Origin of the sequence: Mesorhizobium sp. M1D.F.Ca.ET.043.01.1.1, from assembly GCF_003952385.1 — a bacterium.
Classification (GTDB): Bacteria; Pseudomonadota; Alphaproteobacteria; order Rhizobiales; family Rhizobiaceae; genus Mesorhizobium.
This window is the reverse complement of the sequence record NZ_CP034444.1, coordinates 6,545,638-6,558,765: the sequence shown is the minus strand read 5'-3', so window position 1 is coordinate 6,558,765 and position 13,128 is coordinate 6,545,638. Positions and strand designations below refer to the sequence as shown.

The following is a 13,128-nucleotide window of genomic DNA, read 5'->3' as shown; positions in this document are numbered from 1 at the left end:
GAAGTGCCTAGCATTGTTGCCAGCGAAAGGGTCCGCCTTTGCGCTGGCAATAACGCCGATCTCTGTCAGGCTATTTTCAAGGCGCATGGGCTAAGTGATCTGAGGAGCGACTTCGTCTGGTCCAGCGACCGGCAAGCACCTCCTTACTACCCCAATGTCGCTACTCTGGATGCCGATGCCATAACGGTCCAACTTGCGGAAATAGCCAGACTGACATCCGTCCTTGCTACCAGCTTTTCGGTCAAGGACGGGTTCTGCCGTCTCGATCTCCAACCGCTCGGGTTCAGTCAGCTCTTCGACGCAAGCTGGATCTGGACGGACCTAGGTCATCCGACGAGGACGCCTTCCGGTTGGGAGCGTGTTGAGGACGCTGCCAGCTTGGAGATGTGGGAATTTGCCTGGGCGGATCGCGCAAGCCCCTCCAACGGCCGTGTCTTTCCAGCGGCAGTCCTGGCCGACCCCGCAATCGCTATCCTTGGCCGACGGACGGCTGACGGCTTTGCCGCCGGCTGCATAGCCAATAGATCCGAGTTGGTGACTGGGTTGTCAAATGTCTTTGCCACCGATGGCAGTCCGACATATCGGGATGCAGTGCGGGCAGCAGCCAATGCGTTTGCTAGATGTCGCGCGCTGGTAGCGTATGACCGCGACGCCGGGTTGGATGAAGCACTGGCCTGCGGCTTTCAAGCCGCCGGCCCGCTGCGTGTCTGGATACGGGACAGCCAAGACAAAGAGGAATAGCAAATGGCAAAGCCGATCCTCTACGGCGCCGACTACAGCGTCTATGTCCGTATCGCACGGATGACGCTGGAGGAAAAAGGCGTCGACTACGAACTTGTCCCGCTCGACATCTTCTCGGCCGACGGCATTCCGGCCTGGTATCTCGAGCACCACCCGTTCGGCCGCATCCCGGCCTTCGAGCATGACGGTTTTCGTCTCTTCGAGACCAGCGCCATCGCACGCTACGTCGACGAGGCCTTCGACGGTCCGGCGCTGCAGCCCGCCGATCCGCGCGGCCGTGCGAGGATGGGCCAGATTGCCCGCATGCTCGACGCCTATGGCTACCGCGCCATGGTCTGGGACGTTGCCGTGGAGCGGCTGGAGAAAGAAGCGCCCGACGAGGCGCTGATCGCCGGCGGCCTAAGCCAGGCCGAGACCGTGCTCAAGGTGCTGGCGTCGCTCAAGGCAAACGGCCCGTGGCTGCTCGGCGACCAGCTGACGCTGGCCGACCTGCACGCGGCGCCGGTCATCGCCTATTTCGTCAAGGTCGCGGAAGGGCGCGATACGCTGGCACGGTTTGCGGACATCGAGAGCTGGTATTCGCGCATCGCCGCACGCCCGAGCTTTGCCCGGACGAAGAAGGCAGGCTGAAGCACCCCACGGCAGGCTGCAGCGTGACCGCCGGCTCTAAAACCCGATTTCGGGGCGAGTCACCATCAGCCAGAGGATCGCAAGCACTGCGCCGAAGGCCGGAAAGCCGAAGGCGAACCAGACGCGAAAGAGGCGCCTCTCCTCTTCGGGCAGAGGGGCATTTTGCAGTACAGCCTGCCGCGCGAGATCGCGCAGGCGCATCTGGATCCAGACAACCGGCAGCCAGAAGGCGCCGGCAACCGCATAGAGCAGCAGCGAAAGCACGATCCAGCCTTGGCTGAGCGGCCACCCCATCTCGCGCGCCAGCAGCGCGCCGGTGATCGGCTGAAACACGACAGCCGTTGCCGTGAAGATGGCGTCGGCAATCACGACCGTACCGGCGACATGAGCGACGATCTCGGGCTTGCCGGTCCGCTGCGCCATCAGCATGAAGAACGCTATGCCGGCGCCAGTGCCGAACAGCACAGTGGCGCCGATCACGTGCAACCACCGCAATATGTCCGCCCAAAGGCTCATCGCTCTTCCAAAATCGCCAGAGCCACCAGGACGAGGCAAAGCACAGGCACGGCCTTGACGATGGCCCCGAGCGGATCGAGCCACAGATCGGGAGCAAGCGCAGCCGCGGCGGCAAGGTAGAGCAAGGTGATGGCTATCATCGCCATCAGCGCCGATCGTGCGAAGGGCCGAGCGACAACCGCGACGCCGACGACGATGTCGGCGATACTTCCGGCAACAACCATCCCGAACGCCAGCGTTCCCGGCAGGCCGCGCGAGATGAGAATGTCGGGGGCCGCATCATGCCGGACAAGGCCGACAACGCCCGAGAACAGCCAGAACAACGACAAGACGGCCAACACCACAGGCTTCAGCAGCCACAGGCGCGCGAACCACCGCTCCTGAGCATGCGCCGGCATGGCTGCCAGCGTTGCTACCAGAGCTTGCGGTGGGCGATCAGCGATATCGGCCCAGGGTTCGAGTTGCCGGTGACGCCCTTCTCCAGCGCGGCAAGGGCCGCACTGCGCAAGGGAGATCGCCATCCGAGAAGGCCGAGCCCATCGGCGACCATGCCGGCGAGCCGCCCGACAATCGCCGGCACCGTCACGACCCGCGCCTTGGGCAGGCCGAGCCAGGCTCGAAATTCAAGCAGGACCGCGCCAAGCGGTCTGGCCCGTTCCTCGACGAGGTCGATGATCTGCCCACGCGCCAGACGGCCCCCGACGGCACGCGATACCGCCTCCGCGACTTCCGCAATGGGTACTGTTTGGATCGGCCGGTCCGCAAGGATGGCTGGCACGAACCACGGAAACGCGGCCAGTGCGCGCAACAAAGCTGTCCCGCCATAAGCGCCCGGCGCGATGACCAGGCCGGGCCGCAGGATCGTCCATTCCAGCGAGGATGACGCCACCGCGCGGTCGCCTTCGGCCTTGGTTCGAAAGAACGCGTTGTCGGAAGCGGGATCTGCGCCGATCGCGGAGACCTGAACCAGTTGGCGTACACCGGCCTGTTCGCAAGCAGTGACGAGAGCGGCGATCGACAGCCGGTGTATCGCGTCCAGATGGTCGCGCGGGCCATCCTGCAAAGCGCCAGCGGCGTTCACCACGGCCCCCACGCCGACAAGCAAGGGCATCCAGTCTGCCGCCGCGAGCAGTCGCGACATATCCGCCGCGATCCATCGTACATCCGGTTTGCGACGCCGCGCATCGTGGACGTCACGACCGACCCCGACAAGGTCGTGACCGTCCTCGACCAAGCGTCCGAGGACGGCTTCTCCGATCAGTCCATAGCCGCCAAGGACAAGGACCTTCATCCGCTCGCTCAGGCGGCTTCGAGCGCCGCCCGCACCGCCGCGATCGCGTCGTCGGCTCTGGAGGCGTCGGGGCCGCCGGCTTGCGCCATGTCGGGACGCCCGCCGCCGCCCTGCCCGCCAAGCGCGGCGGACGCGACGCGCACCAGATCGATGGCGCTGAAACGGCCGGTGAGGTCTTCGGTGACGCCGACCACCACGCTCGCCTTGTTGTCCTCGCCGGCGCCGACGAAGACGACCACGCCGGAGCCGAGCGTCTTCTTGCCGGCATCGGCCAGCGGCTTCAGATCCTTCGGCGCGACACCCGTGACCGCCTTGCCGAGAAAGCCGACACCGGCGACGGTCTCGTTGGCGGCCGGAGCATCGGCCACGGCGGTGCCGGCGCCCAGCGCCAGTTTCTTTCGCGCTTCGCTCAATTCCTTTTCGAGCTTCTTGCGCTCATCGAGCAGCGCCTCGACGCGCGCCGGCACATCGGCCGGCGAGATCTTCAACGCCGCCGCCGCTGCCTTCAGGCGCTTGTCCTGTTCGTCGAGGTGCCTGCGCGCCGCCTCGCCGGTCAGCGCCTCGATCCGGCGCACGCCGGCGGCGACCGCGCTGTCCGACAGGATGCGCACCAGCCCGATATCGCCGGTCGACCTGACATGCGTGCCGCCGCAAAGCTCGACCGAATAGGGACGGTTGGCCTTGGCGCCATGCAGTCCCGTGCCCATCGACACGACGCGCACCTCGTCGCCATACTTCTCGCCGAACAGCGCCATGGCGCCCTCGGCGATGGCATCGTCGACCGACATCAGGCGCGTCGTCACCGGGCTATTCTGCACCACGATCTCGTTCGCCATGCGCTCGACATCCTCGAGATCGTCCGGCGAGATCGGCTTGTTGTGCGAAATGTCGAAGCGCAGCCGGTCGGGCGCGACCAGCGAGCCCTTCTGCGCGACATGGGAGCCAAGCACCTCGCGCAGCGCCTCGTGGATGAGATGCGTCGCGGAATGGTTGGCGCGCAGCTTCGAGCGGCGCGCATGGTCGACCTTGAGCTCGACGGTAGCACCTGTCTTGACGGTGCCGCTCGTCACTTTGCCTAGATGCACGAACAGCCCGTCGGCCTTCTTCTGCGTGTCGGAGACCTCCACCGAGAAGCCCTCGCCGGAAATCACGCCGGTGTCGCCCATCTGGCCGCCGGATTCGCCATAGAACGGCGTCTGGTTGACGACCACGGCCACCGCGTCGCCCTGGCTTGCGCTGTCGATGGTCTTGCCGTCCTTGACCAGCGCCTGGATCAGGCCTTCCGCCTCCTCCGTTTCGTAGCCGAGGAAGTCGGTCGCGCCCACCGTCTCGCGGATGGGGAACCAGATCGTCTCGGTCGCCGCTTCGCCGGACCCCGCCCAATGCGCCCGCGCCTCCGCCTTCTGCCGCTCCATCGCATCGGTGAAGCCGGCAAGATCGACAGAGATGCTGCGCTGGCGCAGCGCGTCCTGCGTCAGGTCGAGCGGGAAGCCATAGGTGTCGTAGAGCTTGAAGGCCGTCTCGCCGTCCAGCATGTCGCCTGCATGGAGCTGTTCCGTCGCCTCGGAAAGCAGGCCGAGGCCGCGCACCAGCGTCTTGCGGAAACGCGTCTCCTCGAGCTTCAGCGTCTCGGTGATCAGCGCTTCGCCGCGCGCCAGTTCCGGATAGGCCTGACCCATCTCGCGCACCAGCGCCGGCACCAGCTGCCACATCAGCGGCTCTTTCGCGCCGAGCAGCTGCGCATGACGCATGCCGCGGCGCATGATGCGGCGCAGCACATAGCCGCGGCCCTCGTTGGACGGCAGCACACCATCAGCCACCAGGAAGGAACATGAACGCAGGTGGTCCGCGATCACGCGGTAGGACGCGACGTTCTCCGGATTGGGACTCTGCCCGAGCGCGGAGGACGCGGCGTCGATGAGATGCTTGAACAGGTCGGTCTCGAAGACGCTCTCCACCCCTTGCAGGATGGACGCCATGCGCTCCAGGCCCATGCCGGTGTCGATCGACGGACGCGGCAGGTCGATTCGCTCGTCCTTCGTCACCTGCTCGTATTGCATGAACACCAGGTTCCAGAATTCGAGGAACCGGTCGCCATCCTCTTCCGGGCTGCCGGGCGGGCCGCCCCAGATATGCTCGCCGCGGTCGATGAAGATTTCCGAGCACGGTCCGCAAGGTCCGGTGTCGCCCATCGCCCAGAAATTGTCCGACGTCGGGATGCGGATGATGCGATCGTCGGAGAAGCCGGCGATCTTCTTCCAGTAGCCGGCCGCCTCGTCATCGGTGTGATAGACGGTGACCAGGAGCTTGTCCTTCGGCAGGCCGAAATCCCTGGTGATCAGGTTCCAGGCAAGCTCAATCGCGCGTTCCTTGAAATAGTCGCCGAACGAGAAATTGCCGAGCATCTCGAAGAAGGTCAAATGGCGCGCGGTATAGCCGACATTGTCGAGGTCATTGTGCTTGCCGCCGGCGCGCACGCTCTTCTGCGCCGTCGAGGCGCGCGAATAGGGCCGCTTCTCCAGGCCGGTGAAGACGTTCTTGAACTGCACCATGCCGGCGTTGGTGAACATCAGCGTCGGATCGTTGCGCGGCACCAGCGGGCTGGAGGCAACGATCTCGTGACCCTCCTTGCGGAAGTAGTCGAGGAATGTCGACCGGATGTCGTTCACGCCACTCATGGATACTGCCTTTTCGTAGGAACCGCCGGCTGGGCCGGCGGCAAAATGGGCTTCGTGTTTCAGAAGGTAGATTGGCCTTTTAGCCGTAGCTCTTGACCCTGTCCAGAAACACGGAATTGGACCAATCCACCGGCTGGACAGGGTGTGTCCCCGCCCCAAACGCAAACCGCCGGCACGAAGGCCGGCGGTTCGGGACGCATTACCAAGAACTCGATTACATAAGCATATGCAAATATAACAGGATTATGGCCAAACTCCGGCCGATCCAGCCGCTCTAGGCAATTCCGGACGGAAAACCGCTGCGCAGTTTTCCCGGAATTGCCTGGCCTCACATCGCGCCGGCTTCGCCCTCAAAACCGTCGTCGCCGCCTTCAGAGCCGCCATTCTCGAGGAATTTTTCCGCGATCAGCCCGGCATTCTGCCTGAGCGCCAGCTCGATCTCGCGCGCCGTATCGGGATTGTCGCGCAGGAACAGCTTGGCGTTCTCGCGGCCCTGGCCGAGACGCTGCGAATTGTAGGAGAACCAGGCGCCCGACTTTTCGACCACACCAGCCTTGACCCCGAGATCGACGAGCTCGCCGGTCTTCGACACGCCCTCGCCATACATGATGTCGAACTCGACCACCTTGAAGGGCGGGGCCAGCTTGTTCTTCACCACCTTGACGCGGGTCTGGTTGCCGACCACCTCGTCGCGGTCCTTGACCGAGCCGATGCGGCGAATGTCGAGACGCACCGAGGCGTAGAATTTCAGCGCGTTGCCGCCGGTGGTGGTTTCCGGCGAGCCGAACATGACGCCGATCTTCATGCGGATCTGGTTGATGAAGATGACCATGGTGTTGGAGCGCGAGATCGAGGCGGTGAGCTTGCGCAGCGCCTGGCTCATCAGGCGGGCCTGCAGACCGGGAAGCGCATCGCCCATCTCGCCCTCGATTTCGGCGCGCGGCGTCAGCGCCGCGACCGAATCGACCACCAGCACGTCGATGGCGCCGGAACGCACCAGCGTGTCGCAGATCTCCAGCGCCTGCTCGCCGGTGTCGGGCTGCGAGATCAGGAGGTTTTCGAGATCGACGCCGAGCTTGCGGGCATAGACCGGATCGAGCGCGTGCTCGGCATCGACGAAGGCGCAGATGCCGCCCTTCTTCTGGGCTTCCGCAACCGTGTGCAGCGCCAGCGTCGTCTTGCCCGAGCTTTCCGGCCCGTAGATTTCGATGATGCGGCCGCGCGGCAGGCCGCCGACGCCGAGCGCGATGTCGAGGCCGAGCGATCCCGTCGGCACGGTTTCGATCTCGACCACCTGCTCGTTGGCGCCGAGCCGCATGATCGAGCCCTTGCCGAAAGCGCGCTCGATTTGCGACAGCGCCGCATCCAGAGCCTTTGATTTGTCCACTGCCTTATCCTCTACAAGCCGCAAAGAATTCTGAGCCATGATACATCACCCCTTGGTCGTCAATGAAGGCCGGACAATCCGCGATCCCTGCCGTTTTGTACCTTTTTTGTTCTCATTTGGCAAGAGGCAACAACCAACTGAAAAACAATCAATATCTCGATTTGTTCTAGTTTTGTCTCACTAGAACTAGCGCGCGACGACGCTATTGGCCCAAAAGAGACTTCGCTATCCGGCCGGCCCGAATCGCGACGCCGATTGCGGGGCGATGCGCGGAAACCTAGTGTGCGCACGCGAACAATCAACGAAGGTCACTTCTCCGGCATGCCGACTTCCCCAAGAATCCTGGCGCTGGGCGGCGCCCATATCGACAGGCGCGGCCAGGTGTCGGGCGTCTATGTGCCCGCCGCTTCCAACCCCGGCATCATGCGCGAGGATGTCGGCGGCGGCGTCTTCAACGCGCTGCGCAGCGTCGTGAAGCGCGGCGTGTCGGCCTCGCTGCTTTCGGTGCGCGGCGGCGATGCGGCGGCTGAGACGGTCGCAGCGGCGATCGCCGGCGCCGGCATCGACGATCTTTCGGTGGTGTTCCTCGACCGCACGACGCCGAGCTACACGGCGCTGATCGACGGCGAGGGCGAGCTGATCGTCGGCTTTGCCGATATGGGCCTTTACGACCTCGCCTTCCCCAAGCAGATCCGCCGCGCCAAGGTGCGCGAGGCGATCGCCGGGGTTGACGCGATCCTCTGCGACGCGAACCTGCCGACCGCGGCGCTCGAGCGTCTCGTCGCGCAAGCCGGCGGCGTGCCGGTCTTCGCCATCGCCATCTCGCCGGCCAAGGTCGTGCGGCTGGCGCCACTGCTCGGCAATCTCTCGCTGCTGTTCATGAACCGCCGCGAGGCGGCGGCGCTCGCCGGCGCCGACATGTCCGGCCGGAATCTTGTCGACGCGCTGAAGCGCGTGGGGCTGGCGGCGGGCGTGGTCACGGCGGGCAGCGCGCCGGTGCTGGGCTTCGACCAATCCGGCGTCTTTGCCATCGACCCGCCGGCGCCGCGACGGGTCGCCGACGTGACAGGCGCCGGCGACGCGTTGACCGGGGCCGCGGTTGCCGCGCTGCTGCGCGGCCTGCCCTTGCGGGCAGCGCTGCGAGAAGGTGTTGCCGCGGCGATGCTCGCCATCGAGAGCGCGGAGGCGGTCCCGTCCTTCACGGCCGCCAGTTTCGCGCAGGCGCTTGCCCTTGTGCCGGAGGCACGGGAGGTGGCATAGGACCACCAAACCATCTTGCCGGAGTGTTTCTCCGGATTGGAGAATAGCCATGACGCCGGAAACCGCCCGTCCCTTCATCGACATCCACCTGCCGGTGGCGGAGGCGCTTGCTGCCGGGCGGCCGGTGGTGGCGCTGGAAAGCACCATCATCACCCATGGCATGCCCTACCCCGACAATGGCGCGATGGCGGCCAAGGTCGAGCAGATCATCCTCGACGGCGGCGCGGTGCCGGCGACGATCGCCGTGGTCGACGGCCGCATCAAGATCGGCCTGTCCGATGGCGAGCGCGAATCGCTCGCCATGACCGGCGATGCCATGAAGCTGTCGCGCGCCGATATCGGCTTTGCCGTCGCTCAAAGGCGCACCGGCGGCACCACCGTTGCCGCAACCATGATCGCCGCCCACATGGTCGGCATAAAGGTGTTCGCCACCGGCGGCATCGGCGGCGTCCACAGGGGCGCGGAAAAGAGCTTCGACATTTCGGCCGACCTCGACGAGCTGGCGCGCACCCCGGTCATCGTCGTCTCGGCCGGCGCCAAGGCCATCCTCGACATCGAAAAGACGCTGGAAGTGCTGGAAACGCGCGGCGTGCCGGTTGTCGGCCATGGCTGCGAGACCATGCCGGCCTTCTGGTCCAGGCAATCGCCCTTCCGCGCGCCGCTGACGCTGCACGCCCCGCAGGACTTCGCGCATTTCTACCATACGCGGCAAGCGCTCGGCCTTGGCGGCGGCATTCTGGTCGCCAATCCGGTGCCGCGGAATGACGAGATCCCCGCCGCCGAGATGGACGGCTATATCCAGGCCGCGCAGAAGGCCGCCGAGGCGCAGAACGTCACCGGCAAGGCGGTGACGCCGTTCCTGCTGTCGAAGATCCTGGAACTCACCGGCGGCCGCAGCCTCAAGACCAACATAGCGCTGGTCGAGAACAATGCGCGGCTGGCAGCGGAGATCGCGAAGGCGCTGTAGACCTTATCTGCCCGCCCTTCGCCCGGCCTCGTACGCCCTCCGCACCCAGATCGCCATTTCGTCAGGATCGTCGAAGGCGTCATCGGGAACGCTCCAATAGGGCATCGCCACCTCCTTGCCATGGCGCGAGCCGGTATAGGTCCACCGGCTGCAGCCGGCGGCCTCGAACTCCGGAATGCTCTCCTGGTCGGCCTTCAGCATCAGCTCGCCGCGCACGACGACCGCGACGATGACGCCGTCGCAATAGATGCCCTTGCCGCCGAACATCTTTCGGATGCTGATCGGCCCCAGGCTTTCGAACAGTTCTTCAAGGCGCGCATTGTCCATGCCGCGATCATCTCATCCGGCATGGGCCTTGTCATCGCCGCAACCAAAGGCATGCTGACAGGTTGAGACACGAAAACGGAGCTCCCGCCATGCCTGTCCTGCTCAAAGGCTCCTGTCGCTGCGGCGCCGTCGCCTTCGAAGTCGAAAGCCACACGCCGGTGCCGTTCATGCTCTGCTACTGCTCGATCTGCCGCAAGCAGCAGGGCGGCGGCGGTTTTGCCATCAATCTCGGCGCCGACTACGAGACTATGAACATCAGAGGCAAGCGCAGCCTCGGCGTCTTTCGCGCCGAGATCGAGGATGACGAGCATCCGCATTGCGAGGTCTCGACCGGGGAGCGCAATTTCTGCAGGAAGTGCGGCGCCGCGCTCTGGCTCTACGATCCGACCTGGCCGGACCTCGTCCACCCCTTCGCGTCAGCGATCGACAGCGACCTGCCGAAACCGCCGGAAAAGGTCCACCTGATGCTGAAATACAAGGCGAACTGGGTCGAACCGGTAATCGGCAGACAAGACAAGGTGTTCGAGGTCTATCCGGAGGAATCGATCGCCGACTGGCACAAGCGGACCGGCATGTGGGTGGATTAATCTAGGCTTCAGGGCGATGCGTAAGCGCAACCCAGCGCTCGATCTGCGTCACATCCACCCCTTCGCGCTGCGCTGCGACCAACGGATGGTCTGCATCATGCAGAAACACCCTCGGGCGCTGATTGCCAGGCTGAAACACGACATTGGCATGCAGGTGCATCGAGCTTGGATACTCGGGAATGTCGTGCATCAAATAACCGAAGCAGAGTTCATCCTCATATTGGCCGCTGTCATATCCGTCCCGATAGACATTCCAGCTTCTTTCCGAGACCGACATCCAAACGCCGAAGCAGAACTCGTCGGACAACTGAGGCACGGGCAAAGCCAGCAGGCACCGAATGAACCGGTCTGTTTGCCCTGTAGCGTAGCTCACCATGCAAAAATCGTCGTTCTTGCGGAAGGTCGACCGAGCCACATCGTCAAGCGCGTCGGGATTCACCGGCGTGCTGAAGGCCATGTCAGTGGGAAGCCCGGTATGCTCCTGATCACAGCAGGCACATCGCCAGCGATATGCCTCAGCGTTCACCTAGGCGGCGCTTGAGGAGCGTGCCTCGGCAAGCGCCTTGAGATCGGCGGGCTTCAGCTCGACGGATTCGCCGCAGCCGCAAGCCGAGCTCTGGTTCGGATTTCTGAAGGTGAAGCCGGTGCGCAGCGTCGTCTGCTCGAAATCCATCTCGGTGCCGAGCAGGAACAGCGCCGCTTCGGGCGCGACATAGACATGCGCGCCGTCGCGCTCGACATGATCGTCCTTCGAGTTCGGCTCGGTGACCAGGTCGATCGTATATTCCATGCCGGCGCAGCCGCCCTTCCGGATGCCGAGGCGGATGCCGTGCGCTTTGTCGCGCGTGGCGACGATCTCGCGCACGCGGTCGGCGGCCCTGTCGGTCATCGTGATGACGGCGAAGCGTCCCATTTCATTCTCCACGTTCGCGCGGGTTCAAGGCCCGCGGAATGAGTCTGCCCTTAAAATGGTGAAGTTTCACCTTTGCTGCAAGTCAGCCAATCTTGTCGGGCCGTTGGTCAATACCACCCGACCGCGACCTGCGCCTCTTCCGACATGCGGTCCGGGGTCCACGGCGGGTCGAACACCATGTTGACCTCGACGCCGGAAACGCCCTCGACGGCGCCGACCGCGTTCTCGACCCAGCCGGGCATCTCGCCGGCCACCGGGCAGCCCGGCGCGGTCAGCGTCATGTCGATCTTGACGGTGCGGTCGTCCTCGATGTCGATCCTGTAGACCAGGCCAAGCTCGTAGATGTCGGCCGGGATTTCCGGGTCGTAGACCGTCTTCAGCGCCGAGACGATGTCGTCGGTCAGCCGCGCCAGCTCCTCGGCGGGGATCGCCGAGGCCGAGACGATACCGTTCGCGGCCTGGGCAGTCTCAGCGGTGGTGCTCACATCGTCCATGGTCTCACCCGAAGAACTTTCGCGCCTTTTCCAGCGCATCGGCCAAAGCGTCGACTTCGGCCCTGGTATTATACATGCCGAATGATGCCCTGCATGTGGAGGTCACGCCGAAGCGTTTCAACAGTGGCTGGGCGCAATGGGTGCCGGCGCGCACGGCAACGCCCTGGCGGTCGATCACCATCGACACGTCATGGGCATGGATGCCCTGCAATTCGAACGAGATGATGGCGCCCTTGCCCGGCGCGTCGCCGAAGATGCGCAGCGAGTTGATGGCCCTGAGCCGCTCATGCGCATAGTCCTTGAGGTCCGCCTCATGTGCGGCAATGCGCTCGCGGCCGACCTTTTCCATGTACTCCAACGCCGCGCCCAGCCCGATCGCCTGCACGATCGGCGGCGTGCCGGCCTCGAAACGGTGCGGCGGCTCGTTGTAGGTGACGATCTCCTCCGTCACCTCCTCGATCATCTCGCCGCCGCCCATGAAGGGGCGCATCTCTTCCAGCAGTTGCTTCTTGCCATAGAGCACGCCGATGCCGGATGGGCCGTAGACCTTGTGGCCGGTGAAGACGAAGAAATCGCAATCGAGGTCCTGCACATCGATCGGCATATGCACCGCGCTCTGGCTGCCGTCGACCAGCACCGGAATGCCGCGCGAATGGGCGATGCGCACGATCTCCTTGATCGGCGTCACGGTGCCCAGCGCGTTGGACATGTGGGTGATGGCGACGAGCCTGGTGCGGCTGGTCAGGCGCTTCTCGAATTCCTCGATGTGGAAGGCGCCGAGGTCGTCGACCGGCACCCAGACGAGCTTGGCGCCCTGCCGCTCTCGGATGAAATGCCAGGGCACGATGTTGGAGTGGTGCTCCATGATCGAGAGCACGATCTCGTCGCCCTCGCCGATCCTCGGCATGCCCCAGCCATAGGCGACCGTGTTGATCGCCGAAGTGGTGTTGGAGGTGAAAACGATGTTGTCGGTGCTCGGCGCATTGAGGAAGCGGCGCACCGTCTCACGCGCCTTCTCATAGGCATCCGTCGCGGCGTTCGACAGGAAATGCAGGCCGCGATGGACGTTGGCGTATTCTTCGGAATAGGCGTGCTGGATGGTGTCGAGCACCACCTGCGGCTTTTGCGCCGAAGCGCCGTTGTCGAGATAGACCAGCGGCTTGCCATAGACCTGGCGCGACAGGATCGGGAAGTCGCGGCGGATCGCCTCGACGTCATAAGGAGCGGTTTCGATCTTCTGATCCATTTCGAAGTCCTTGCCGGCCGCGGCCGCGATCCTTCCAACACCCCTCATCCGTCTCGGCGCTGCGCGCCGATCCACCTTCTCCCGCAAGGGG

The 13,128-nt window shown here is 64.6% G+C and carries 15 protein-coding genes; 5 read left to right on the top strand and 10 right to left on the bottom strand.

The genetic code is table 11. The annotated features are described in order from the left end of the window. Positions 1 to 3: 3 nt before the first annotated feature. The gene (locus EJ067_RS31520; RefSeq protein WP_126088991.1) at positions 4 to 741 is read left to right on the top strand and encodes a hypothetical protein; all 738 of its coding nucleotides are present in this window, start codon (positions 4 to 6) and stop codon (positions 739 to 741) included. 3 nt (positions 742 to 744) lie between these two features. After that, complete coding sequence (locus EJ067_RS31515; protein ID WP_126088990.1) at positions 745 to 1,371, top strand: glutathione S-transferase family protein; 627 nt, start codon at positions 745 to 747, stop codon at positions 1,369 to 1,371. A gap of 36 nt (positions 1,372 to 1,407) precedes the next feature. On the opposite strand, the gene EJ067_RS31510 is transcribed toward EJ067_RS31515, so the two are convergent. The 5 genes from EJ067_RS31510 to recA form a co-directional block, all read right to left on the bottom strand. Beyond that, entirely contained in the window at positions 1,408 to 1,887 is a 480-nt protein-coding gene (locus EJ067_RS31510; protein ID WP_126088989.1) for a DUF2269 domain-containing protein, read from the bottom strand. After that, positions 1,884 to 2,285, bottom strand: coding sequence for a DoxX-like family protein (locus EJ067_RS35575; protein ID WP_245468094.1), 402 nt, complete (start codon positions 2,283 to 2,285; stop codon positions 1,884 to 1,886). The genes EJ067_RS31510 and EJ067_RS35575 overlap by 4 nt, the downstream gene beginning before the upstream one ends. A gap of 14 nt (positions 2,286 to 2,299) precedes the next feature. Further along, positions 2,300 to 3,121, bottom strand: coding sequence for an NAD(P)H-binding protein (locus EJ067_RS35570; protein ID WP_245468093.1), 822 nt, complete (start codon positions 3,119 to 3,121; stop codon positions 2,300 to 2,302). 65 nt (positions 3,122 to 3,186) lie between these two features. Then, positions 3,187 to 5,856: an alanine--tRNA ligase gene (alaS, locus tag EJ067_RS31500; RefSeq protein ID WP_126088988.1), complete on the bottom strand. Its 2,670-nt coding sequence runs from the start codon at positions 5,854 to 5,856 to the stop codon at positions 3,187 to 3,189. A gap of 328 nt (positions 5,857 to 6,184) precedes the next feature. Then, complete coding sequence (recA, locus tag EJ067_RS31495) at positions 6,185 to 7,282, bottom strand: recombinase RecA (protein ID WP_126088987.1); 1,098 nt, start codon at positions 7,280 to 7,282, stop codon at positions 6,185 to 6,187. A gap of 282 nt (positions 7,283 to 7,564) precedes the next feature. Here recA and EJ067_RS31490 point away from each other — a divergent pair, with 282 nt between their 5' ends. Both EJ067_RS31490 and EJ067_RS31485 read left to right on the top strand, forming a co-directional pair. Beyond that, complete coding sequence (locus EJ067_RS31490) at positions 7,565 to 8,503, top strand: carbohydrate kinase family protein (protein ID WP_126089817.1); 939 nt, start codon at positions 7,565 to 7,567, stop codon at positions 8,501 to 8,503. Positions 8,504 to 8,552: 49 nt separating this feature from the next. Beyond that, positions 8,553 to 9,470, top strand: a complete 918-nt coding sequence (locus tag EJ067_RS31485) for a pseudouridine-5'-phosphate glycosidase (RefSeq protein ID WP_126088986.1) — start codon at positions 8,553 to 8,555, stop codon at positions 9,468 to 9,470. A 3-nt stretch (positions 9,471 to 9,473) separates the two neighbouring features. Here EJ067_RS31485 and EJ067_RS31480 read toward each other — a convergent pair whose 3' ends face one another. Next, positions 9,474 to 9,797, bottom strand: coding sequence for a TfoX/Sxy family protein (locus EJ067_RS31480; protein WP_126088985.1), 324 nt, complete (start codon positions 9,795 to 9,797; stop codon positions 9,474 to 9,476). Positions 9,798 to 9,886: 89 nt separating this feature from the next. Between EJ067_RS31480 and EJ067_RS31475 the strand changes: the two genes are divergently transcribed. Next, positions 9,887 to 10,384 (top strand): GFA family protein, encoded by a 498-nt coding sequence (locus tag EJ067_RS31475; RefSeq protein ID WP_126088984.1) that lies wholly within the window; start codon positions 9,887 to 9,889, stop codon positions 10,382 to 10,384. 1 nt (position 10,385) lies between these two features. On the opposite strand, the gene EJ067_RS31470 is transcribed toward EJ067_RS31475, so the two are convergent. From EJ067_RS31470 to EJ067_RS31455, 4 genes are all read right to left on the bottom strand, one after another. After that, complete coding sequence (locus EJ067_RS31470) at positions 10,386 to 10,841, bottom strand: DUF2199 domain-containing protein (protein WP_126088983.1); 456 nt, start codon at positions 10,839 to 10,841, stop codon at positions 10,386 to 10,388. A gap of 69 nt (positions 10,842 to 10,910) precedes the next feature. Further along, positions 10,911 to 11,297 (bottom strand): Fe-S cluster assembly scaffold SufA, encoded by a 387-nt coding sequence (gene sufA, locus EJ067_RS31465; protein ID WP_126088982.1) that lies wholly within the window; start codon positions 11,295 to 11,297, stop codon positions 10,911 to 10,913. A 107-nt stretch (positions 11,298 to 11,404) separates the two neighbouring features. Beyond that, positions 11,405 to 11,791, bottom strand: a complete 387-nt coding sequence (locus EJ067_RS31460) for an SUF system Fe-S cluster assembly protein (protein ID WP_126088981.1) — start codon at positions 11,789 to 11,791, stop codon at positions 11,405 to 11,407. A gap of 4 nt (positions 11,792 to 11,795) precedes the next feature. Beyond that, a complete protein-coding gene (locus EJ067_RS31455; protein ID WP_126088980.1) occupies positions 11,796 to 13,037 on the bottom strand; it encodes a cysteine desulfurase in 1,242 nt (413 codons plus the stop codon). Positions 13,038 to 13,128: the final 91 nt, after the last annotated feature.